At 69.0% G+C, this 24484-nt stretch carries 17 protein-coding genes; 7 read left to right on the forward strand and 10 right to left on the reverse strand.

The genetic code is table 11. The features are described 5' to 3' along the window. The 8 genes from C666_RS11860 to C666_RS11895 all read right to left on the reverse strand — a co-directional run. Positions 1-264: DUF2894 domain-containing protein (locus C666_RS11860; protein ID WP_004339100.1), on the reverse strand; the 264-nt coding region annotated here is incomplete at its 3' end. Further along, positions 261-923 (reverse strand): OmpA family protein, encoded by a 663-nt coding sequence (locus C666_RS11865; RefSeq protein ID WP_004339102.1) that lies wholly within the window; start codon positions 921-923, stop codon positions 261-263. The genes C666_RS11860 and C666_RS11865, both read right to left, overlap by 4 nt. Before the next feature lie 2 nt (positions 924-925). Beyond that, positions 926-3151, reverse strand: coding sequence for a DUF802 domain-containing protein (locus tag C666_RS11870; protein WP_004339103.1), 2226 nt, complete (start codon positions 3149-3151; stop codon positions 926-928). Beyond that, positions 3148-3942 carry a DUF3348 family protein gene (locus C666_RS11875; RefSeq protein WP_245603897.1) on the reverse strand — a complete coding sequence of 265 codons (795 nt, stop codon included), beginning with the start codon at positions 3940-3942 and terminating at the stop codon, positions 3148-3150. The genes C666_RS11870 and C666_RS11875 overlap by 4 nt, the downstream gene beginning before the upstream one ends. A 126-nt stretch (positions 3943-4068) precedes the next feature. Then, positions 4069-4998, reverse strand: a complete 930-nt coding sequence (locus C666_RS11880) for a DMT family transporter (protein ID WP_004339107.1) — start codon at positions 4996-4998, stop codon at positions 4069-4071. A 78-nt stretch (positions 4999-5076) separates the two neighbouring features. Further along, positions 5077-6465 (reverse strand): cytochrome c oxidase accessory protein CcoG, encoded by a 1389-nt coding sequence (gene ccoG / locus C666_RS11885; protein ID WP_004339109.1) that lies wholly within the window; start codon positions 6463-6465, stop codon positions 5077-5079. Positions 6466-6593: 128 nt separating this feature from the next. After that, the gene (locus C666_RS11890; protein ID WP_004339111.1) at positions 6594-8018 is read right to left on the reverse strand and encodes an aminotransferase-like domain-containing protein; all 1425 of its coding nucleotides are present in this window, start codon (positions 8016-8018) and stop codon (positions 6594-6596) included. Beyond that, the gene (locus tag C666_RS11895; RefSeq protein ID WP_004339112.1) at positions 8015-10696 is read right to left on the reverse strand and encodes a bifunctional diguanylate cyclase/phosphodiesterase; all 2682 of its coding nucleotides are present in this window, start codon (positions 10694-10696) and stop codon (positions 8015-8017) included. The genes C666_RS11890 and C666_RS11895 overlap by 4 nt, the downstream gene beginning before the upstream one ends. Positions 10697-10907: 211 nt before the next feature. On the opposite strand from C666_RS11895, the gene prfB reads away from it, so the two are divergent. The 5 genes from prfB (at position 10908) to C666_RS11920 (ending at position 18021) form a co-directional block, all read left to right on the forward strand. Then, a protein-coding gene (gene prfB / locus C666_RS11900) for a peptide chain release factor 2 (RefSeq protein ID WP_154666154.1) occupies positions 10908-12012 on the forward strand; the annotation gives its coding sequence in 2 pieces (ribosomal slippage) (positions 10908-10988 and positions 10990-12012; 1104 coding nt in all). 51 nt (positions 12013-12063) lie between these two features. Continuing rightward, positions 12064-13365: a hypothetical protein gene (locus C666_RS11905; RefSeq protein ID WP_004339115.1), complete on the forward strand. Its 1302-nt coding sequence runs from the start codon at positions 12064-12066 to the stop codon at positions 13363-13365. A gap of 11 nt (positions 13366-13376) precedes the next feature. After that, a complete protein-coding gene (locus C666_RS11910; protein ID WP_004339118.1) occupies positions 13377-14087 on the forward strand; it encodes a hypothetical protein in 711 nt (236 codons plus the stop codon). Between the two features lie 95 nt (positions 14088-14182). Beyond that, positions 14183-15481: a sigma-70 family RNA polymerase sigma factor gene (locus C666_RS11915; protein ID WP_004339121.1), complete on the forward strand. Its 1299-nt coding sequence runs from the start codon at positions 14183-14185 to the stop codon at positions 15479-15481. A gap of 176 nt (positions 15482-15657) precedes the next feature. After that, positions 15658-18021, forward strand: a complete 2364-nt coding sequence (locus C666_RS11920; RefSeq protein WP_004339123.1) for a TonB-dependent siderophore receptor — start codon at positions 15658-15660, stop codon at positions 18019-18021. Between the two features lie 504 nt (positions 18022-18525). On the opposite strand, the gene C666_RS11925 is transcribed toward C666_RS11920, so the two are convergent. Further along, complete coding sequence (locus tag C666_RS11925) at positions 18526-19257, reverse strand: type 1 glutamine amidotransferase (protein WP_004339124.1); 732 nt, start codon at positions 19255-19257, stop codon at positions 18526-18528. 20 nt (positions 19258-19277) lie between these two features. Continuing rightward, positions 19278-19898 (reverse strand): hypothetical protein, encoded by a 621-nt coding sequence (locus C666_RS11930; RefSeq protein WP_004339126.1) that lies wholly within the window; start codon positions 19896-19898, stop codon positions 19278-19280. 219 nt (positions 19899-20117) lie between these two features. Here C666_RS11930 and C666_RS11935 point away from each other — a divergent pair, with 219 nt between their 5' ends. Next, complete coding sequence (locus tag C666_RS11935; RefSeq protein ID WP_004339129.1) at positions 20118-22907, forward strand: AAA family ATPase; 2790 nt, start codon at positions 20118-20120, stop codon at positions 22905-22907. 319 nt (positions 22908-23226) lie between these two features. After that, positions 23227-24468 (forward strand): DUF2399 domain-containing protein, encoded by a 1242-nt coding sequence (locus C666_RS19355; protein ID WP_004339133.1) that lies wholly within the window; start codon positions 23227-23229, stop codon positions 24466-24468. Positions 24469-24484: the final 16 nt, after the last annotated feature.

Here is a 24484-nt window from a genome sequence, read left to right on the forward strand (position 1 = left end):
CGCCGGGCGGCCGATGTCCGCGCTGCCGCCCGCGCGCTCGAAGCGCTCCCGGAACGCCGCGAGCCGGCGTGCCAGCTTGCGCCGCAGCGCCGTGCGCGCCGTACCCTGCAGGTGTCCGCCGCGCCGCCACATCGCCTCGATGACGCGGAACCCCACGGCGTCGAAACCCGCGGCGCCGCGCGCGCGCAGCGCCTCGATCAGGGCCGGGATGCCGTCATCCGGCCCGGCGCCGCGCGGCGCCTCATCAGGCGGGGCTCCAGTCATCGGTCGGCCAGCCGTTCCGGCGCCTTGTCCGCCGGCTTCTGCGCGGCCTTGGGCACCGGCGCCATTTCCACCCGCCGGTTGCGCGAACGGCCCTCGGCGTCGTCGTTGGACGCCACCGGCTGCTCGGGGCCGAAGGCCGCGGCGAAGATCGACGACGACGGCAGGCCTTCCTCGATCAGCGCCCGCGTCACCGTCAGCGCGCGCTGTGCCGACAAGTCCCAGTTGTCGGCGAAGCGGCGGTTGCCGTCGAGCACCGGGCGGTCGTCGGTGAAGCCGCTGACCATCAGCATCTCCTCGCGCGTGCCGAGGTAGGCGGCCAGCGGCGGCGCGAGGCTCTGCAGCAGCTGGCGGCCCTCGACCTGCAGTTCGGCAGAATTGAGCGCGAACAACACGCTGCCGCTGATGCCGATGCGGCCGTCGTCGAACGTCACCCGCCCACTCGCCAGCGGCACCGCCAGGGCCTTTTCCAGCGCCTCGCGGCGCTGTTCTTCCATGCGGCGCTTGTGCACCTCGGCCTCCAGCGTGGAGGCGAGCTGGAGCTGCACGCCCAGCACGCCGACCAGGATCAGCACGAAAGCACCCAGCAGCCCCGACATCAGATCGCCGAACACGCCCCAGGCCGGCGCGGAATCCTCGATGCCGCCGTGGATCTCCTCCATCGTCACACCTCGCCGGTCGCGGCCGGCGGCACGGGCAAGCGTTGCAGGCCCTCGACCATGCGCTGCTGCGACATCAGGCTCAGGTCGATGATCTCGCGCGCCTGCGCCACGTAGTAGGCCAGTTGCTCGTCACTGCGGGCCATGGATTTTTCCAGTGCGCCCTCGATGCGCTGCAGGCTCGCCATCAGCTTGTCGTTCGATTCACTGAAGAGCTGCACTGCCAACCCGAAAGCCTCCGCCAGGCTGGCCACCTCCACCGCGCCGCCCGCGAGCTGGCCGGCGCTTGCATCGAGCCGGGTGGATTCGGCCTCGATGCGCCGGGCGAAACCATCACTGGCGTGCTGCAGCGCGGACGTGGACGAAGCCACCAGCGCATCGATCGCCTGGCGCTGTTCGGTGGACGCATGGTTGATCGCGCCCAGCAGGCCGCCCAGGGTTTCCATGATGCGGCTGCGCTCGGCGAGCGAGGCATTGTCGCGCGCGATGCTGGCGGACACTTCCTGCCGCAGTTGGCCGATCACCTCGGCCGCGGCGCGCGGCGCCTCGGCGGCGGTCCGCATCAGGCCGCTGACCTGCTCGATGGTGCTGCGCGCCTGTTCGTGCGTGGCGGCGGACAAGCCGCGCGCGGTCTCGTCCAGGCGGGCGATGACGTCCTGCTGCCGGGCGCATGCCTGCTCGCCCGCCTGCCGCCATTCGTCGCGCAAGGCGCCGGCCATCGCCTCCAGCGCCTGCCCCTGCGCGGCCTGCCGGGCCGCATCCTGGGCGGCCAGATCGGCCTGCAGCGCGGACAGCCGCGCACCGACGTGGTCCACCAGCGCGGCGGAACGCTGCGCAAAGGTGTCGGCAAAGGCCTGCAGCGCGCGCTGCACGTCCGCGGTCACGGCCTTGTTGCTGCCTTCGTGGCTGGCGAGCGCCGCCGACCAGGCGCCGGCCACCCTGCTCGCTGCGGCGTCGAAGCGCGCAGCCAGACCGTCGAGCCGCGCCTCCACCGTGGCGGCCGTGCTGGCATGCAGTTCGGTGGTCCGCTGCGCGATGCCGGCAGTCGTGGCGGCGAGATCGGTGCGCAGGCCGGCATGGGCCTCGCCCACCGAGGCCAGCAGGGCCGTGGCGCGCCGTTCGAAGCCCTCGCTCCAGGCGGCGAACGACGCATCCAGCCTGCGACCCAGATCCTGGCTGCCGGCTTCGTGCCGGGCGAGCGCCGCTGTCCAGGTGTCCGCCACCGTGACGGTGGCCGCGTCAAGGCGCTGCGACACGCCGTCGAGCTGTGCCTGCACGCCGTCGGCCACGCGCTGCTGCAGCGCGGCCGTCTCGCGCGCGATGCCGGCCATGGTGTCGGCCACCACCGGCTGTATCGTCTGCCCGGCCAGGCGCGCGCTCTCCGTCAGGCTGTTCTTCAAGGACGCATCCACGGCCTCGGCCAGCGTCAGGTAGGCACCGCGCGCATCATCGTAGAAACTGCGCTGCTCGGCCGCCAGGCGCTCGTGCAATTCCCTGCCCTGGCGTTCCATCTGCGCCATCATCGCCTGCATCGTCTCGACCAGCACGGGCAAGGCTCGGGCCTGCTCCTTCACCGCCTCGAAAGCCTCGTGGCGCTGGTGCGCGAGGGACGCGCCGCGCAGCGCCCCCGCGATGCGGCTGTCCAGCGACTGCGAGGCCAGCAAGCGCTCGCGGCGGCACAATGCCGACATCAGCCCCAGCATCGCCGACGCCGCCACCCCCGCCACCGAGGTCCCGAAGGCCACGCCCAGGCCCTTCACCGGCGCCGCCAGCGACGAACGGATGGCCTGCAGGTCGGTGGTGGTCTCGAGCGCGATCACCGCGCCGTCGAGCGTCATCACCATGCCCAGGAAGGTGCCCAGCATGCCCAGCAGCACCAGCATGCCCACCAGGTAGGGCGTCAGCACGGGGCCGGGCAAGCCGACGCGCTCGCCCTCCACGCGCAGGCGCACCGGGTTGCGCAGCGGGGCGGGCAGGCCATCGAGCCAGTGGCCGAAGCCGGCGCCGCCGGCCTCCCCGGCATCCGTCCCCGCAAGCGCATCCAGCGCACGCCGCAGCGCCGACGTGGCGCGCTCGAAGCGCAGCAGCTCCAGCGCCCCCGCCAGGTAGACCAGGCCGATCAGCGCCGTCATGCCCAAGGCCAGCGGGCTGCGTCCGATATAGCCCGCACCCACCCACACCACCACGGCCATCCCCAGCAGGAAGGCCGCCACGCTCATGCTTCTGTTCATTCCCGTTCCGTCGATTCCGTTTCCAGCGCCGCCACCAGCCCAGCCACTGGCATCAGCCGCAGGTCCAGCTCGGCCAGCAGCACATGCTGCATCTCCGTGCAGAAGCGCGCCGGCCAGCCGTCCGCCTGCATCCATTGCCCGGGGCCATGGCCCGGCTCTCGAGCACCGCCCGCCTCGCCGCCGTGCGCCCCGGACAGGCGGCCGAAGCGCTGGCCCAGCAGCACCGGCACCTGGGCCAGCAGACTGGCTTCGCGCGCCGACAGGGCTTGCTCCATCACCGCATCCAGGGCGGCGAGCTGCTTCAGGGCGGCAGACTGCCCCGCCATTGCTGCGCGCGTTCGCGCGCGCAGCGGCGCGATGCCCGCCGCCAGGCTGCGCTGCTGCGCCAGGTAGTAGCGGTGCAGCGGCAAAAAGTCCGGCGCAGCCGGGTCGGCGAGCGCATCCGCGGCGGCTTCCGCCAGCGCCGCAGGCCACGCCAGGGCCGGACTCGGGCCATCCTGCTCCGCGTCGCGCGTGCCCCCCTCTGCGGTGGCGATGCGCTCCGCCAGGCGGCCCCGGGTGCGCAGCCATTCCGAACGCAGGGCCGCCGCCGCGGACGCCCCGGCACGCACATCCGCCGCGGGCGCCGCCGCACTCGAATTCAGCGCCGAATAGAGCGCCAGCGCATCCTTGAAGTCCAGCCACGCGCCCAGGCGCTCGGCAAAGGATTGCTTCGGCTCCCCGGCGTCCGCCACGGCCAGCCCGGCCAGTGCGCGCACCAGCGCGGCACTGTTGAAACGCGTACTCGGCAAGCCCTGCGTCATCTCCGGTCCGGCGCCCGATGGGCGAAAAAGGGCGAAGGCTACACCAAAGCGGGGAGATGGGGAGCAGCCGCATCGGCGCGCGGCAGGCCTGCCGCGCCCGCGCGCCCTGCCCGGCTAGCCGGAGCGTCCGCCGCCGAAGAGGCGCCAGCGCGCCAGCGCCCCAGCCGGCAGGGCGCCCAGCGCGGCCCCCAGCGACACCACCAGGATGCCCACCGCGGTCAGGCCGCCCAGGGCTTCGCCGAGAATGAGAAAACCGCCGATGGCCGAGAAGGCGGGAACGAGGGCAAGCATCATCGACGCCTGGCAGGCACCGATCTTCTGGTTCGCGTAGCTGTACATGCCGGCCGCGAGCAAGGCGGCGATGATGCCCTGGTAAACGGCCTGCAGGCCGATGTCGCCCCAGCCCGCCTGCGCGATGTTGCCCGGCAGCCAGAGGAGATACACCGGCATGTAGACCACCAGCGAAAAGCTGGCGATGCCGAGGATGCCCAGTTGCGGGCGGATCTGCCAGCGGCGCATCAGCAGCCCGAAGATGGCCCAGCACAGCGCGGCGGCGAGAAACAGTGCATCGCCGATCCACTCGTCCGCGGCCGCGGGCGCGAGCAGGCTCTGAAAGCCGATCAGCACCAGGCCGGCGGTCGACAGGATCAGGGCCAGCACCGTCTGGCGCGCGACGCGGAAGCGCGCGAGGACAGCGACGATGACCACGGTCCAGAACGGGATGCCGCCATTCACGAACACGCCCGCATGCGCGCTCGGCGCGAAGGCGAAGCCCGAATAGACCAGGATGCCGTAGCCCAGCCCGCCGAACAGGGCCAGCACCGCATGGCGCGGCCAGTCACGCGGCGGCACGAGCCGGAGAAAGAACGGCAGCGTCAGCGCCCCCGAGACCCCGTAGCGCAGCGCCGCGAGGTCGAAGGGGGTAAAGACCGCGGTGCTGCCGAAGCGGGAGACGATGTTGAATCCCGACCAGCAGATGACGACGACGAGCGCGGCCAGCAAGCCCTTGGCGGTGTCGGAAAGTCCTGTTTCGCTGCTGTTCAATCTCGCCTCGCCGATGCCTTGGGTGTACGGCCGGACAGTGTGTCATGTAAAAGCGGCGCGCGCGCCGGGGGCAGGCCGTCAGGGCAGGATGAAACTGCTCTTCTCGCTGATCGCTGCGCCCGCGCCATGCACCGCCGCGGTATGGAATTCGATCGGCCTCGCGCCCGCGGGCGCCGCCTCGGCCGGAGACGACACGACGACCGGGACGGTCTGGATGCTGCCCGGCCCGATGGTGAATTCCGCGTCGCCTTCGATCCTCAGCCCCGGCAGGCCGTGGACGTCGACCCGGAAGCGGCGCGCGGCTTCTTCCATGTTGATCAGCTTCAGCGTGTAGTCGTTTTCGATGCGGCCCTCGGCTGTCTCCCGCGACAGCGCGCCGCGGTCGCGGAGCACGTCGACGCGCAGCGTGGCGCGCTGGCTCAGCGTCCACACACTGAGCGCCGAGAACAACAGCAGCAGGCTGGCATACACCAGCACGCGCGGCCGCAGGCCCGGCCCTGTGCCCTCCGGAGCGCCGGCCAGGGTATTGTCGGAGGCGAAACGGATCAGGCCGCGCGGTGCGCCGAGCTTGTCCATGACTTCGTCGCAACCGTCCACGCACAGGCCGCAGTTGATGCACTGGTATTGCAGGCCGTCGCGGATGTCGATGCCGGTGGGACAGACCTGCACGCAGATTCCGCAATCGATGCAGTCGCCCGCGTCCGCCCGCCGCCGCGCGCCACGCGGCTCGCCGCGGCGGCGGTCGTAGCTCACGTTGGCGGTCGCGGCATCGATCATCACGCCCTGGAAGCGCGAATACGGACACATGTGCTGGCATACCGCCTCGCGCGCCAGCCCGGCCTGCACGTAGGTGAAGACGGCATAGAAGATCAGCCAGAACGACTCCCAGGGGCCGGTCTGCAAGGCCGCGACTGCGGGCAGCAGCTCGCGGATGGGGCTGAAGTAGCCGACGAAGGTGATCGCGGTCCACCCCGCCACCAGCGCCCAGGCACCGTGCTTGGCGGACTTGATCGCCAGCTTGCGCGCCGACATCGAGCTCTGGTCGAGCTTCAGGCGGGCGAGATGGTCGCCTTCGATCCTGGCCTCGATCCAGACGAAGATCGAGGTATACACGGTCTGCGGACAGGCGAAGCCGCAGAACAGGCGGCCGGCCATGGCGGTGACGAAAAACAGCGCGGTGGCCGCCAGGATCAGCGCGAAGGCGAGCAGCAGCGCGTCCTGCGGCCACAGCACCAGGCCGAACAGGTAGAGCTTTTCATGGACGATGTCGAACAGGATGGCCTGCCGGATGCCGTCCTCCGTCGCCCAGGGCAGCCAACAGGCGCCGTAGAAGACGATCTGCGTCAGCCACACCATGGCCCAGCGCGCGGTGTTGAAGCGTCCGCCGACGGCCTTGGCGTGGATCGTGCCTTTCTTACGATACAGCTCAAGCTTGGCTTCGCGTACCTTGCTGACGGCCTTGCTCATCGGTGGTCTCCGGTTCTGGCGAAGCCAGCAGTACATCACCCGGGGCCATACAGGGACAGATTCAGACAGTACGATTTACAATAGGCACAGATGTACCGGACTTGCCGCCGCCCATGGCCGGCGCCGCCCTAACCCGATGCCGCGCCGTGCCGCGCGATGAGGCTGCCGAGCGCGGCCAGAGCATCGTCCTGGCGGGACGTGGCCGGGTGGCCGAAGTTCAGGCGCAGGTAGTGGCGGAATTCCCGCTTCGCCGAAAAGATCGGCCCGGGGGCGATGCTGATGCCCTGTGCCAGTGCATCCTGGTGCAGGCGCAACGCATCGACCCGTGCCGGCAGTTCCAGCCACAGAAAATAACCGCCCTCGGGACGCGCGAGACGAATGCCGGCCGGAAAGTGGCGCTCGATGCCAGCGACCAGCGTCGCCTCCTGCCGTGCCAGTTGGCAGCGCAACTGGCGCAGGTGGCTGTCGAAGCCGCCATGCTTCATGTAGTCGGCCAGCGCGATCTGCAGCGGGATGGCCGTTGCCAGGCTGGTCGACAGCTTCTGGCGCTGGATTTCCTTGGCATGACGCCCGGCCGCCACCCAGCCCACACGGTAGCCCGGCGCGAGGCATTTCGAGAACGACGACACGTGCAGCACCAGGCCATCGGCATCCAGTGCCTTGGTAGCGAGCGGCGCCTCGCGCCCGAAGTGCAGTTCGGCGTAGACGTCGTCCTCGATCAGCGGCACCTGGTGGCGGCGCAGCAGTTCGAGCAAGGCGCGCTTGTTCTCATCCGACACGCGGCTGCCGGTCGGATTGGCGAAGTTCAGCATGAACAGGCAGGCCTTGACCGGATGCCGGCTCAAGGCTTCGGCCAGCGCGCCCAGGCTGACGCCTTCGCGCGGGTGGCTCGGGATCTCCACCACCTTGAGCCCCAGCCGCTCGCTGGCCTGCAGCCCGGCATAGAAGGTGGGCGACTCCACCGCGATCAGGTCGCCGGGCCGGGTCAGCGCCTGCAGGCACAGGTTGATGCCCTCCAGCGCGCCGGATGTGACGACGATCTCTTGCGGCGGCACCACAGCGCCCTGCGCCAGGTAGCGCAGGGCGATCTGCCGCCGCAGCTCGTCATTGCCCGGCGGCAGGCCGGTGAGGGTGGACAACGGTGTCGTCCTGCGTGCCGCCCCGGCGAGGAAGCGCCCGAGCTTGCCCAGCGGATAGAGCTCGGGGCCGGGAAAGCTGGAGCCGAGCGGCACGATCGCGGGATCGCGCACGCTGTCGAGGATCTGGAAGATGAAGTCGCTCACCTGCAACGCGGTCGAGCCCTCCACCGGACGCGACATGCCCGGCTCGGGCAGTCTGTGGCCGAGACGGGCACGCACGAAGTAGCCGGATTTCGGCCGCGCCTCGATCAGGCCGCGGCTTTCGAGCAGATGGTAGGCCTGCGTGACGGTGACCGGGCTGACTTCATGGCGCTTGCACGCCTGCCTGACCGACGGCAGGCGGTCGCCAGGGCGCAGCACGCCGTCGGCGATCAGCTTTTCCGTCCTGTCGGCGAGATCCTGGTAGAGCGTCATCCGCGAATGCTAGCAGCACGGAGGCGCCTGGGCCCCCGCAACCGCCGCATCCCGAGATAGGCCTCCAGCGCCTCCAGCGGCAGCGGGCGGCTGAACAGGTAGCCCTGGTAGGCGTCGCAGCCCTGCCCCGCGAGGAACACGCGCTGCGCGTCCGTCTCCACCCCCTCGGCCAGCACCTGCAGCCCCAGGCTTTCGGCGAGCACGATCACCATCTTGGCGATCGCCGCGTCGTTGGGGTCGACGAGGATGTCCCTGACGAAGCCCTTGTCGATCTTCAACTGGTCGAGCGGCAGGCGCTTCAGATAGGCGAGCGACGAGTAGCCGGTGCCGAAGTCGTCGAGCGAGAAACGCACGCCTCTTTCCTTCAATGCGTCCATCCTCGCGATCACGCTTTCCACGTCGGCCAGCAGCGAGCTTTCGGTGAGTTCGATTTCGAGCCGCGACGGCGGCGCGCCGGTGCGTTCCAGGATATCGGCCAGTTCGTCCACGAAACGCTCGTGGCGGAACTGGCGCGCGCTGACATTGACCGCGATCGCGATGTCCGCCCGGGACGGGTCCGACGCCCAGCGCGCGAGCTGCATGCAGGCGGCCTCCAGCACCCATCGGCCGAGCGGCACGATGAGCCCGTTTTCCTCGGCCAGCGCGATGAATTCGGTGGGCGGCACGATGCCGCGCTCGGGGTGCTGCCAGCGCACCAGCGCCTCGACGGCGACGACGCGCCCGTCGGCCAGGACCTGCGGCTGATAGTGCAGCACGAACTGTTCCCGTTCGAGCGCCAGCCACAGCCCAGCGTCCATTTCGGCGCGGCGGCTAACCTCGGCCTGCATCTGCGGGTTGAAGAAGCGGACCGCGTTGCGGCCCGCCATCTTGGCCTGGTACATGGCCAGGTCGGCGCGCCTCAGCGGCTCCTCGATGCTCTCCTGCGGATCGTCGCCGAACAGGGTCACGCCGATGCTCGCCGAGCCGCGGTATTCGGTGCTGCCGAGGTGGAAGGGCCTGCACAGCGCGCGCAGCACCTTGTTAGCGACCATGTCGGCCTCGCGCACGGCCTCGGCGCAGTTGCCGTTCAGGCCTTCCAGCATCACCACGAACTCGTCGCCCCCCAGGCGGGCGACGCTGTCGTCCTTGCGCACGCACAGCAGCAGGATCTCGGCGACCTCCTGCAGCAGGCGGTCGCCTTCATGGTGGCCGATGGTGTCATTGACGGCCTTGAAGTTGTCGAGGTCGATGAACAGCAGCGCGCCCCTGCCCTTGTGGTAGGCGCACGACCGCAGCGCGACCTCGAGGCGCTCGATCAGCAGGCGGCGGTTGGGCAGGCTGGTCAGGGGGTCGAAGAACGCGAGCTTCTTCACCGCGTCCTCGGACATCTTGCGCGCGGTGATGTCCCGTGCCGAATGGAACACGACCGGCCGGCCATCGAGGTCCAGCGGAAAGGACGTGACTTCCACCGGAAACGTTTCCCCGTCCGCCCGCCGGTGCAGCGTCTCCAGCGTACAGACCTCGCCCTGCTCATGGACCCGCGCGATCGCGGCGAGCGCCTCTCGGGCGGTCAGGCGGGCGTCCCAGTTGGAGACGTTCATGCCGATGATCTCGCTGCGCGGATAGCCCAGCATGCGGCAGAACGCATCGCTGGCCTCGATCACGTCGCCCTGCAGATCGGTGATGTGGATGCCGTCGCTCGCGTTCTGCAGCAGGATGCGGCTGCGCTGGTTGGCGCGCTCGCTGGCGCCGACCAGGCGCCAGAGCTGCCACGCGGCAAGCGTGGTGACGAGCAGGAAGATCAGCGCCTGCACACCCGCCTTGCGCACCTCGTCCCACCACGGCGCGAGGTAGTCGTCCTCGCCCCAGCCGACGACGACGAACGCGGGCGCCAGGGACAGGCGGCGGAAGGCGTTGATGCGATTGACGCCATCCGCCGTCCTGGCGCTGTAGAAGGACTGCGCCCCGGCGCCGGAGGCGATGATGTCGCTCAGTTCCAGCGAGCCGCCCCGGCTGCCGGTCTGCGCCGCCACGGCGGCCGACGGCGGGAAGCGGGCAACCATCGTCATGTCCAGGTCGCGCATCAGCGCGACGCCGTTCGGGCCGAGCTTGAGGCCGGACAGCAGGCGCTCGAAATGGCTCGTCGGCACCACCGCCGTGACCACGCCGGCAAACGTGCCGTCGGGCCGTTCGTAGCGCCGCGAGAAGATCATCACCCAGGTGCCGGGGGTCTCACCCCGTACCAGCTTGCTGGCGATCAGCCCGCTGTCCGTGCCCGCGCGATGCGCCTCGAAGAAATCCAGGCCCGCGCAGCTGGCGCATTCGCGCGGCGCGCTGCCCAGGCCGAGCACGGCCATCCCGTTTTCGTCCGTGACGCGAAGCTCGGCGATCTCGGCCAGCCAGCTCTGCTGCAACGCGATCAGCGCCATCGTGTCGGCATCCGCGAATCCGGCCCCCGAGCGCAGTTCGCGCTCCAGTTGCTCGCCGATCAGCTGCAGCGCGAGATCGATCTCCCTGACCGAAGAAGTGATGCTCTGGTCGAGCAGCAACGACAGATTCTCGACCGTGGTGCGGACCTCCGCCTCCTTGCGCGCCTTCGAGTTGCCGAGCGCATGGGCCAGCATGCCGCAGACGAAGAGATTCAATACCACGACCGTAGCAACCAGGCCCAGGAGGACGACGTTCTTGTTCTGATACATGAGGGCTCGATGCGTGTGGACAGGCCGCGGCGGAAAGCTCCGCTTTTGCGAAGGCGCCGATTTTCCCTGTCCACACGGCGCCGAACCAGTAAATAAGACACGGTCGGGATGCATGAGCCGGTACCGCCGCCCCCGTCGCGCAATCCTTCAGCGGATGGGCGCCGGCTGCCGGTATAATTCGCGGTTTTCCAGATTTCCGCCGGAGCCTTGCATGGAAGCCGAACGCCAGAACGCCATTGCCGAGAAACTCGCCGACCTCGCCGCGCGGGGCCGCGAACTACGGAGGTATCTTTGACTACGATGTGAAAGCATCGAAGCTCGAAGAAGTTAACCGCGCACTGGAAGACCCGGCGGTCTGGAACGACGCCGAACGCGCGCAGGCGCTGGGCAAGGAAAAGCGCCTGCTCGAGGACGTGGTGCTGACGCTGCAGCAGATCGATTCGCAGTCGCGCGACCTGAAGGACTTGTACGACCTCGCCGAAGCCGAAGACGACGACGACACTTTCGAAGCCGTCGAGGCCGACCTCGAAGGGCTGGAGGCGGAGGTCGGGAAGCTCGAATTCCGCCGCATGTTCAGCAACCCGATGGACCCGAACAACTGCTTCATCGAAATCCAGGCCGGCGCCGGCGGCACCGAGGCGCAGGACTGGGCCGGCATGCTCGAACGCATGTACCTGCGCTACGGCGAAAAGCACGGTTTCAGCACCGAGCTGATGGAAGAGACCGAAGGCGAAGTCGCGGGCATCAAGAACTGCACGATCAAGGTCAGCGGCGAATACGCCTACGGCTACCTGCGCACCGAGACCGGCATCCACCGCTTGGTGCGCAAGAGCCCGTTCGACTCCAACGCGCGCCGCCACACCAGCTTCACCTCGGTGTTCGTGTATCCGGAAGTCGACGATTCGATCGACATCGAGATCAACCCCGCCGACCTGCGCATCGACACCTATCGCGCCTCCGGCGCCGGCGGCCAGCACATCAACAAGACCGACTCGGCGGTGCGCATCACGCACGAACCGACCGGCATCGTCGTGCAGTGCCAGAACGACCGCTCGCAGCACAAGAACAAGGCCGAGGCCATGTCCATGCTGAAGGCGCGCCTGTACGAGGCAGAGCTGCGCAAGCGCCAGTCCGAACAGCAGAAGCTGGAAGACAGCAAGAGCGACATCGGCTGGGGCCACCAGATTCGCAGCTACGTGCTCGACCAGTCGCGCATCAAGGACCTGCGCACCAACTACGAAGTGGGCAACACCCAGGCGGTGCTGGACGGCGACCTGGACAACTTCATCGCCGCGAGCCTGAAGCAGGGCGTCTGATCATCGTCGCGGCCTTGGCCGCGATCAACGAGCCTTGATCAACCGACCACCTTGAATCCGTCTCTCAATCTGTCCGACTTCCTCGCGCCCGGCGTCGACGCCGACGAAGTGCCCGAACTGGCGGCGCTGGCGGCGGCGCGGCCACTGCTCGACGCCTTCATCACGCTGTTCCGCGGCACCGAAGCCGAAGTGCTGATGCGCCTGCTGGTGCTGCGCGAGATCGGCCACGAAGCCGAGGTGCCGCGCTGGTCGCCCGACGTGCTGCGCGCACGCTTCGCCTATCTCGACCCGGTCAAGCTCGAAACGGTGCTCAAGCGCCTGCGCGACAATGCCCTGCTCGCCATCGGCGAGGACGGCCAGTACGCGCTGTCGGACATCGGCCGCAACGCCGTCGCCGCGCTGGCCATGCTGCTGCGCTTCGGCGACGAGGAAGACGCCGAGCTGGGTTTTCTCACCGCCCAGCTCGCCGGCCTGCAGGCGGTGGGCGGGGTCACGGCCGAATCGCTCGGCCACCTGCTGTCCAAGCTCACCGACCTCACCTGGCACTTCGAGGAAGCGATCGCCTCCGGCTCCGAATTCCGCATCCTCGACGCCCGCCGCCGGCTGTCGGCCAACGGCCGCTGGATCGAGCGCGGCACCGACATCCTCAACAAGCTGCTCGCCGACCCCGATGCCGATTTCGACATCGCCCGCGTCGCCCAACGCATCGGTCTGGCGCAGTCGCGGCTGGCACGCGCCGACGCCTCCTTCCAGCGCGCGCTGAACAAGATCGAAGCGCAGCGCGTGACGCTGGGCGGCTCGGGCATCTCGTCGTCCGACGTCGCCGCCTGGCTGCGCCGGCTGGACGGTGCCACGCTGGCGAGCCTTGCCGGAGGCTGCCTCGCCGCCGTGCCCGAGCTGCCGCTGCTGGCCGGCGGACACGAGCTGCTGGACCGCGCCGAAAGCGCGCTCGGCAGCGACCGGGCGCGTGACGAGGCCGACGCCAGCCTGCCGCCGCCCGACACCGCCCCGGTCGGCATCGCGCCCGAAACCGAGGACCTGGCGATGCTGGAGCACTTCACCCATCGCCTCGAAGCCCTGCCGGGCGCGCGGCCGCTGCACCACGTCGTCGCCGGCGGCGGTTTCGCGCCGGCCAGCTACCGCCTGTCGCTGCTCGCCCTGCTGGCCGACGGCGAGGATGCCAGCCCGGTCGAAGGGCCGGTCGGCGCCTTCATGCGCCTGCCGCTCGACGTGCGTTTCGGCGATGAGCTGGCCGCGGTCGGCGAGGATGAAATCGCCGCCATCAACACCGGCGAGGTCATTCCCCGTGCCCCGCGCCCGCCGCGTGCGCCTGCCCCACCGGTCAACTCCTGAACGATGCGCCCATGGAACACGAACTGAAGACGCTCACCGCACGCCTGCTGGCGCAGCGCTGGCTACCGCGCAGCGACCGCATGGTGCGGCGCGCGCTGGTCGACGAGAGCTTTCGCGTCGAACTCGACCGCCGCCTGGCCGACGTCGGCCTGCAACTGCTCGACAACCCGTACGCCGCCCACGTCGGCGTCGCGCTGCAGGCCGACATGGGCGAGCCGGTATTCGGCGCCAATCGAGAATACGCGGCCAGCAACCTGGGCCTGACGCGCGACGAAATCGCGCTGCTGGTGGTGATCTGGTCGCTGATCGTGCTGCCCAAGCGCGAACGCCAGGTCACGCGGCGAGAACGCACCGACGACGGCCAGGCCGACATGTTCGGCGGCGACAAGCCGGTCGCCCACGGCGACAGCGTCTCCGGCAACCTGGCCGAAAGCTCGCTGCTGGCCGACTTCGGCCCCCGCCTCGGCGGCAAGACGCGCATGGCGATCGCGCTCGGCAAGCTCGCCCGCCTGGGCTTCATCGAACGCCGCGCCGGCGTCATCGGCGAAGGGCCGCTGCTCGACGTCGCGCTCGACTACCGCGTGATGGCCGACCGCATCATCCACGGCACGCTGGGCGAGGTCATCGCCCGTGCCGGCCACCCCATGCCGGAAGCCAACGCCTTCGAAAACGCCGAAATCCTGGCCGACATCGGCGAGGACGACGCGAAAGACCCCACCTGACGGCCCGCGCAAACCCGCACAGCCCCGGCGCCCAGCCAAATACGAAATAGGAATCAATACTATATATACTATCGATTTCTCCATATCGCCCTCAAATGTCCTCGTCCCCGGACCATCCGCTGCTGCCGCACTATCAAGCCCATTACCATGCCCTGATCCGCTTCCTTGCCCGACGCACCGGCTGCAAGAACACCGCGCGTGACCTCGCACACGACGCCTGGCTCGCCCTCGCCAGCAAGGCCGGCGACCCCCTGGGCAACGATACGCAACGGAATTCGGACAACTACCGCGCCTACATCTTTGCCACCGCGGCCAACCTCGCGGTGAACCACCAGCGCCGCCAGCAGCGCACCCATGAACGCTTCGTCAGCAACGACGAAGCCGCCGCCCAGGCCAGCGACCCCGCCTTGGACGTCGACCGCCGCCACTTGCATGCCGAAGCCCTCGACGTGGTCGGCCGCTGCCTCGACGCCCTGCCCCGGCGCACCCGCGACATCTTCCTCGCCCATCGCATGGAAGCGCTCAGCCAGAAGGAACTGGCCGAACGCCACGGCATCTCCATCCCGACCGTGGAACGCGAAATCCGGCACGCCATGGACCGCATCGAACGCGCCCTGCACGCCTGGCGCGGCGAAGAAGCCCCACCGCGCAAAGGCCGCCGCCAGAACCTCAGCCGCCTGCTCGGCGTCGCCGGCGGCGCCCTCGCCCTGCCCGCGCTGTGGCAGGCCTGGCGCCACTGGATGCCCACCGACCAGTACCGCCTCGCCACCGCCGCCGGCCAGTTCCACGGCCAAGCCCTGCCGGACGGCAGCACCCTGCTGCTCGACGCTGCCAGCGGCCTCGACGTCGCCTACTACCCCACCCGCCGCAGCGCCACGCTGCACCAGGGCGGCGCCTATTTCAGCATCGCCACGGACGGCCGCCCCTTTACCGTGGACGCCCTCGGCATGCGCCTCACCGTGCTCGGCACGCGCTTCGCCGTGGACATCGAAGACCAACGCGTGCGCGTGGACGTCGAATCCGGGCGCGTGCGCATCCAGGCCGCCAACGGCGAAACGCGCGAACTCGGCGCCGACCAGCGCGCCAGCGTGCAGGCCGGGGCCGGCTTCATCGGCGCCACCGAGTCCCTCGGCGCCGCACACGGCGCCCCCGCCGTCGCCCCCTGGCGCGACGGTTGGCTCGACTTCCACCATATCCCTCTCGGCCTCGTCGCCGAGCGCCTCGCCCGCTACCGCCCGCAACCCATCCACGTCAGCCCCGCCGCCGCCGGTCTGCCCGTGCTCGGCCGCGTGCGCATCGCCGACGGCGAAGCCTGGCTGCATCGGCTCGCCCGCAGCCTGCCCATCCAGATCGCCACCACCGGCGACGGCGCCCTGCTCATCACCGGCCGCTGAAACCGATACGGCCCGATCAGACTCGGCAGCCCCCTTTCTCCCCAGCACAATCCGGACAGCATTGCCGCTGAAGCATCCGCCGAGCCCGTGTAAAAAATTTGATGGCTGGCTCCTCCCCAAGCGTTCTACCGGCTGAAGCCCTTTTTTCCTTCAACCGTCACGGGAACCGTTCCATCATGAAACGACGCAAGCCCCTGCTGGCCGCCGTCCTGCTCGCCCTCGGCAGCCACGCCTCCGCCGCCCCCTTCGACCAGCCCGCCCAGGCCCTCGACCTGGCCCTGGGCCAACTCGCCCGCGCCGCCGGCCTGCAACTGGTCACCAACCCCGCCCTCGTCGCCGGCCGGCAAGCCCGCAGCATCCACAACGCCCCCGACCTGCAGGCCGCCCTCGTCCAACTGCTGGCCGGCACGGGCCTGCAGGCCCGCATCGAAGGCGACACCCTGATCGTCGAAGCCACAGCGCGCACGGCCACGCTGCCCGCCGTCACGGTGACCTATCACAACGCTGGCGAGAACGCCTTTGGGCCCGTTTCCGGTTATGCCGCCAAACGCAGCGCGACAGGTACCAAGACCGACACGCCCATCCTGGAAACCCCGCAATCGGTGACCGTCATCGGCGCCGAAGAAATGGAAACCCGCAATACGCGCGACCTCTCCGAGGCGCTGAACTACACGGCGGGCGTGATCCCCCGCACAGAGGCGGCCGATCGCACGGGCGACGGCTTCATCATCCGCGGCTTCGAAGCCGCCGCCGGCAGCATCTACCGCGACGGCATGCCGCTGACCGTCAATTTCTACGACGGCCAGCAGGAGCCCTATGGCCTGGAACGCGTCGAAGTGCTCAAGGGGGCCGCCTCGCTGCTCTACGGCGCCACGGCGCCGGGCGGCATCGTCAACCTCGTGACCAAGCGGCCCACTCCTGCGCCCCTGCGCGAGCTCAATGTCGAGTATGGCTCTTTCGATCGCAAGCAGGTGTCAGGCGACTTCGGTGGACAAATCGGCAGCAGCGACACCGAGCCTTCGCCCTGGTCTTACCGCGCCACCTTCATCAAGCGCAAGAGCGACACATTCATCGACCACGTGCCCGACAACCGCGACTTCTTTGTCGGCGCGCTGCGCTGGCAGCCTTCGGCCGCCACTTCGTTCACGATCCGGGCGGAATACCTGAACCGCGAAACCACTTACGTCAACGGTCTGCCCGCCGAGGGCACCGTGTTGCCGAACCCCAATGGCAGAATCGCGCGCAGCTATTTCCCTGGCATCCCGGGCTGGAACCGCTATGACAGCACCAGCCGGTCGGTGGGCTACGACTTCGAGCATGCCTTCAATGCCATGCTCAAGCTCAGGCACGTGGCCAGCTACACGAAGACCAAGACCGCCATGTACGACGGTGGCCCCACCGGCCTGTCCGCAGACCAGTCCAGCGGACAGCGCAACTTCGCCCTGAGCCGTGACGACGCTTCGCGCCGGCTCACCACCAGCACCTACCTGGAGGCGAAGTTCGATACCGGGCCGGCCGCGCACACGCTGCTCGCCGGCGTGGACACGAGCAATTCGAAATGGGGCACCGACTTCTTCAACTACGACGTGACGGGCGGCGCATCGCAGAGCTATTTCCATCCCGCCTACGATCTCACGGTCAACCGCGCCTCGGCCCGCCGCAACTACTACTACGACGACACCCGGCAGGAGAGCCTGGGCATGTATCTCCAGGACCAGGTCAAGATCAATGACCGCCTGGTGCTGCTCGGCGGCCTGCGCCACGAGCGCTTCCGCACCCGCTCGACCCCGCAGGACGGCGTCACGCCGGCGACCCGTGAAAACGTTTCGGCCGACACCGGCCGCGTTGGCGTGGTGTACCTGTTCGACAATGGCGTGGCGCCCTTTGCCAGTTGGAGCGAGTCCTACCAGCCCGAGGCCGGCAAGGACAGGCTGGGCAACTCCTTCAATCCTACCGAAGGCGAGCAGTTCGAGGTCGGCGTGCGCTGGCAGCCCAAGGGCAGCGACACCCTGCTTTCGGCAGCCCTCTACCAGTTGACCCGCAGCAACATCACCGTCCCCGACCCGCTCGACAGGACGGCCTACGCCCAGATCGGCGAAGTGCGGGCGCGCGGCCTCGAGCTCGAGGCGCGCGCGGCGGTCACGCGCAACACGCGGGTCATCGCCAACTACACCTACACTAGTGCCGAAACCACCAAGACCAGCCCCTGGACCCCCGAGCTCGCCGGCCAGCGCAACGGCGGCGTGCCCAAGCATGCAGCCTCCCTGTGGGTCGACCATGACTTCGGCAGCCTTGGCCTGCCCGAACTGCGTGTCGGCGCGGGCGTGCGCTACATCGGTGCCACCCCGGCGCTGTTCCGCAATGACCTGACCGTGGCGAGCTACACGCTGGTCGACGTGATGGCGAGCTATTCTTACGGCCCGTGGCGCTTCGCCGTGAACGCGAACAACGTGTTCGACAAGAATTACACGACGTGCACATACAACTGCTTCTACGGCGAAGAGCGGCGCATCATAGGCTCGATGTCCTACCGCTGGTAACTGCCCGCCCGACCCCGTCCCGGAAAGGAGAAAGATTCCTCGGCTCAGGCCGGGGCAGGCGCCTTCAGCCCACGTCGAGCGACGCGAAACCCGGGGAAACCGAGTCCGCGAAGGGCAGGTAGAAACCCGCCGTATGCGCTCGGTTACCACGCTAGACGGCCCCGATCCTGCCAGCAGCGGGAACTTTTGTCCGACGTGCCAGATAGCGCAGTTGCAATAGTTGTTCGTAAAAAAACAGGCAGTTTCTACCCATCTCAAACGATCTATGCAGTGAAGGCACACAAAGACAAACCGCCGGGTTGCGCGATGCAGACCCAGCGGTTTGTCGTGTGGCAGTGTCTCAAGCTTGGCTGCGCAGCCGGCGCACTTCGTCTTCACTCAATCCGGAAAACTCCGCGATGGCGGCATCGTCGAAGCGCTTGGCCTGGCGTCATCTCGGCGTTCCAACACTGTGCGCCGATTTCGATGCCTCGCCGCCCGCCCTTGTGCTCGACCACCCGCAGTTCACTGCGTTCGTCGAGCAGCGCGCGTTCGCGCACGAAGGCCGCCGGCGGCGTGCAAAAAAGCCAGCACCTCGGCCATCAAGCCGTTGATCGCGGCGTATCTGCCATCGTCCGCGGCCAGGATCCCGACTTCGGACTGCACATGGGGCGCGGGCTGCAGCTCATCGCGGCAGTGCTCGACGATCTGCTGCGCCGACTCGGGCGTGGTTTCCAGGTGGAACTGCAGCCCGATCACCGCCTTGCCGAACTGGAAAGCCTGGTTGTCGCAGGCCGCGCTGCGCGCCAGGCGGACCGCGCCGGAGGGCAGCGTGAAGGTTTCGCCATGCCAGTGAAATGCATCCATCGACGGCGGAAAGCGGAACAGCGCCGGATCGTCGTGCGCCACCGCCTCGACCGGAAACCAGCCGATCTCGCGCTCCCGGTTGGCGGACACGCGCCCGCCCAGCGCGCAGGTAATCAGTTGGGCGCCCAGGCACACACCCAGCACCGGCCTGCCGAGGCGGATGACTTCACCGATGAAACGCTTTTCCGCCGCCAGCCACGGCAGCTCGGCCTCGTCGTTGACGCTCATCGGCCCACCCATGACGACCAGCAGATCAACCGACTCCGGTTCAGGCAGCAGCGCATTCTCGTGGAAGCGGGTGTAGCCAATGTCGTAGCCGGCGTTTTCCAGCCAGGGGCCGATGCTGCCCGGCCCCTCGAAAGCGACGTGCTGCAGGATGTGTGCGTACATGGGTCGGATATCCGTTTCTCTTATCCAGTTGTCGGAGAGGCGCGGAATTGGAACACCGCATCGTCATCCCAGCAATCCAGCAAAATGCGTTCCACCCGCTGCTGCCACAACTGGCCGAAACGGCGGCGCTCCTCGTCGTCCGCCTCGCCATGCAGGCAGCGCCCCATCAGCGCCGACATCTCGGCCGCCGCCGGCACCAGCGACAGATCCGACGCCGCATCGACGAAGGCGCCGGTATCGATGCGCGTCAGCCGCAGTGCGAGCGGCAGTTCGGCCTCGAAACGCTGCAGGCCGCGGCGCACGAAACGCCCGGCAATGCCCTTGAAGCCGCCCTGTTGCGTGGCGCCGGTGATCAGCGTCAGCACGCTGGCAATGACGCCGGTCACGCCCTGCTCCAGCGGTTCGGCGAAATCGACGCGAACGCCGCCGCGCTCGGGCAAGGCATCCGGGTAGAGCAAGCCCATCGCGCGGCAGGCCAGCACGTAGGCCGAAGCCACGGTCGGGCAGGAATGCCCGGCCAGCTTCACGGCATCCTCGTAGCCGTACTCGAGCACGCCGCCCTCGGCGGCGCCGAGGAAGTCGGCCAGGGGATCATGCACGCGGATGCGCGGCACACGGTGGAAGAATTCGGGAAAGTTCATCGGGTCTGCCTCTGTGGAGCGATGCACGAACGCCCAGTGTCGCGGGGCCGGCCATGCACGGCATTGATGCAGCTCATTTCCCGTCCCGCACCATGCTGGCGCGGCTTCCGGCATGGCCGGGGCATTTGCCGCCGGCTGGGGCCACCGCTACACTCCCCGCCTCGCATCCTGCCCGCGCCATCCGCTGCCGGGCCGCAAACCCTTTCGGCCGAATACCCGATGTTTCACATCAAGACCCTGGAACTCGTCCATTGGGACTTCTGGCGCCGCTTCTCGCTGCCGCTGGACGCCCAGATCATCACCATCGTCGGCCCCAACGGCTCGGGCAAGACCACATTGCTCGACGCCCTGCGCACGCTGTTCGCGCTGCGCTGCTCGGGCAAGCGCGACTTCCGCCGCTACGTGCGCCGCGCCGACCGCAGCTTCGCGTGGATACGCGCCATCGTCGCCAACCTGCCGGGCAGCAGCGGCAAGCGGCCTTTCTTCCCCTGCCTGTCGGACGAAGTCACGCTCGCCTGCCGCATCCGCAAGGCTGGCGGCGACTGGATACGCGACTACACCATCGTCGACGGCAACCAGGACATCGAGGCGCTGGAAGCCAGCAACGACTGGATCGGCCTGCGCGACTACCAGCACCGACTCGCCTGGGGCGGCCTGACGCCGGCGATCACCAAGGTGCTGGCGCTGGAACAGGGCGACACCGACAAGCTGTGCGAATACTCGCCCAAGGCGCTGCTGGAGCTGGTGTTCGACGTGTTCGGCGACAAGGAGGTGCTGGACAACTACCAGGCCGCGCGCGAGGAGCAGAAATCCGCCGAGCGCGAGCTCGACGAACTCGGCATCGACCTCGACCGCCTGAAGACCCAGGCCGAGGAAAAGAAGGCCGAAGCCAACCGCTTCCTGGAATGGAAGCAACTCGCCGACGAAGCCCAGGCCCTGCAGGCCGAGATCGTGCCGCGCCTGGAAGTGGCCGAACTCGCGCGCGACACCGCCGCCGAGCGCGGGGCGCTGCGCCGCGTCGGCAGCGAACGCGCCGACAAGCTGGCCGAGCAGCGCGACGCCCGCCTGCGGCTCGACGCCGTGCGCACCGAACAGGACGCCGGCAAGGCCGAACGCGCGCGCCTGAAGGACGGCGACGCCGCCACCGAACAGGCCTACCTCGCCGCCCACGACCGCGTGCGCGACCTGGAAAAGCTGCTCGCCGAACGCGACACCCTGCGCGCCCAGCTCGCCAGCGAACACGGCGCCGACGCCGTCGCGCTGGAACAGGAGCACGAGGAAGCCGATACCGCCCGTGCCCGCCTGCGCGCGAAGGAACGCGAACTCGTCGCCGCCTTCGAGGACAAGACCGAAACCCTGCGCGCCGAGCGCAACCGCAACAGCCCGCCGGGCGACGCCGACGTCTCCCGCTTCCGCGTCCGCCTCAGCGCCGAAGGCATCGCCCACCGCAGCCTGGCCGAAGTGGTCGAAGTGACCGACCCCGTCTGGCAGGCCGCGCTCGAAGCCATCCTGCGCCCCTACCGCCACCTGATCCTGCTCGAACGCGAAGCCGACCGCCACGCCGCCTGGGCGCTGGGCGAGCGCGAGCGCTTCCGCCACTTCATCGTGCCCGAGCGCGAAACCGCAGCGCCGCCGCGACCGATGAGCCTGGCCGAAGTGGTGGAATTCGACGCCCCGGTGCCGCGCTGGCTGGCCGACCTGCTCAACCGCATCCGCCGCGTCGAAAACGCCGACGCCGCGCGCGACCTGCCGCGCGAGCAGGAATGGATCACCCGCGACGGCTACCACCGCGAACGCCGCGGCGCCCGCCACCTGGGCCGGCCGCAGGAATTCCACTTCGGCGAACTCGCCCGCCAGTCGCGCATCGCTGCGCTGCAGGACGAAATCACCGCGCTCGACAAGCAGTTGCACGCCCTGCGGCCCAAGCTGGATGAAGCCACCGAGCGCGTCACCGCCCTGCGCCAGCGCATGCTCGGCCTGCAATCGGCGCAACTGCTGGCCGCCAACGCCGGACGCTACGCCGCCGCCGAAGCCGAGCTGCCGCAGGCGAAAAAGGCACTGACCGCCGCCATCGCCGAGCGCGCCGACATGCGCGGCACACTGGACGCGCTGAACGAAAAACTCAGCGGCATCCAGATCGAAGCCGACCGCCGCCAGCGCGAGCTCAAGGCCATCGACCAGCGCCTGGCCGACATCGCCGGCGAACACGGCCCGCGCCGCCGCACCCAGGCCGAGCGCATCCTCGCCCTGCGCCGCCGCCGGCGCGGCATGCCGGCCCACTGGCTCGACAGCGGCGAACTCGCGCAGCTCGCCGAGCGCTACGGCGACGCCCGCGGCGCCCGCGCCGAACTCGAGCGCCTGCGCCGCCGCCTTGAAGAAGGCGACTGGATCACCGACCCCGCCGTGCTCGTCGTGCGCGACCGCCTCGCCGCCGACGTCGCCCTGCGCGAACGCGACTACCTCGACCGCCAGGGCTACTGCGCCACCGCGCGCCACCACACCGACAACGCCCGCGCCGCCTACATCGCCAAGCTGCGCGCCACCGTGCGCCAGTACGCCAAGAACCTGAAGGCGCTGGGCGAACTCGCCAACCTCAGCGTCGACTGCCCCACCCCTCACCTCGACAATGACGACCTGTCGCTGGCCCAGGCCGGGCTGGAAGTGCGCTTCGATTTCGACCGCAAGGGCGCCGTCGGTCTCAACGACGGCGAAGCCTCGGGCGGCCAGCAGGTGATGAAATCGCTGATCCTGCTGATCGCCCTGCTGATGGACGAAGCCCGCCCCGGCGGCTTCGTCTTCATCGACGAACCCTTCGCCCACCTCGACGTCGCCAACATCGACCGCGTCGGCACCTTCCTGCGCGCCACCCGCGCGCAATACCTCATCACCACCCCAGTAACGCACAACGCCAACGTCTTCGCCCCCGCGCAACTGACGCTGGTCACGCGCAAGAAGCAGCCGGGGGATGACTGGGCCCCGCCGATCGGGGTACTGCAGCGGGCGGTGTAGGCAGCAAAGCAGCAGCATGCCCGCAGAATCATTACGCTGCAGGCATGCATTTGATGGAGTTGCGGGCATGACCACTCTGGAACAACTCGGCCGCCGTGCCGATGTCGTCACCCCGAACGGCATCAGTCCCTTCCTGCGGGACCGCATTCTCCGCGAGGCACGGTCGCTGTGAGCCGTGACCCGATCGTATTTCTGCGCCACATCCGCTACGCACAGCCATCGATGCGAAACTGTCCGCAATCAACAGGAGTTCGTAAGCCGGACCAAGCCCACCATCATCCTCCGAGCTATCCCTTGGCAACGTGATGCCTGAGCGATAATGAACAACCGACTCACCTGGCTCCCGCCCGACATCCACGGCATCTCCACCGCCTGGCTCACCGACCCCACCCGCTCCACCTTGCGCGGCAAGCGCCTGCGCTGCGCCTTCAACAGCCCCGCCGCCGCACTGGATGCCTGGCCCGCAAGCTGGCGCGAAGTGCTGGCGCTGTGGGTACGCCGTGCTGAAACCGGCAAGCACTACCGCTGCGCCACCCTGCTCACCCACGCCAGCGCCGCACGGGCGAACGCCGCGCTGCAGCTCTTCGAACGCCTGCTGGCCGACGGCCTGGCGGAAGTGGAAGAACGGCGCGATCCGCAACACGGCTGGCAGGCCCACAGCCTGCGCTTTCTCGACCCCGCTGCGCTGCGCGCTGCCCTCGGCCAGCCTGAACCGGACGCCGACCAGCTCCGCTGGGCCGAACAGCGCAACACTCCGCTGGGCCTGGAAGAACTCGACGCCGCCCGCAGCACGCTGGACGAAAGCCCGCCAGGCATCGCCCTGGCCCGGCTGGAGCTGCTTGCCGCCCTGCAAAACTGGCACGACGCCGGACACCACAGCGGGCAGGCCACCCGGCGGGATTTCGCCTTCTTCGCCCGTACCGACACCAAAAAGATCACCGACGCCGAATGGCGCTGGCTGACCGACAACGTCGACCTGGCCGCATTCGGCATCGCTGCCCACTCGCCCCTGCTGCTCATCGCCGCAAACCTCAGCCTGGAAAGCGCCACCGGCACGCTGGCACTGGCCGCCCTGCCCGGCTTTGTCGGCCTGCCGCTCCAGGCCGTGCAGGCCATCGCCACTATCGGCAACTCGCCTTCCTGCTGGCGCCTGGTGGAAAACCACAGCGCCTTCGAAAAGGCCGCCGCAGCCCGAACCCCGGACGAAGCCGTGCTATGGCTGCCCGGCTACCCGCCCAGTTGGTGGCGCGACGCCGTCGCCCATCTGCTGCGCCTCGCCCCCGCACCCGCCGCCATCGCCTGCGACCCCGATCCGGACGGTATCGCCATCGCCGTGCAGGCCGGTGCCCTGTGGGAAAAGGCCGGCCAGAAATGGGCGCCGTGGCGCATGGATGCCGCCGACCTGCGCCGGCTTTCCCACCGCCGCCCGCTCACCGAGCGCGACCGCGGCCTGCTCGAACAACTACAGCAGCAAGCCCTGCCATCCACGCTCGCCGAACTTGCTGCAGCCATGCTGGACATAGGTGAAAAGGGCGAGCAGGAAAGCCTGTTCTGGCAATAGGCGGCGCATGGAAGCC

The sequence above is a fragment of the Thauera linaloolentis 47Lol = DSM 12138 genome, from assembly GCF_000310205.1.
Lineage (GTDB): Bacteria > Pseudomonadota > Gammaproteobacteria > Burkholderiales > Rhodocyclaceae > Thauera > Thauera linaloolentis.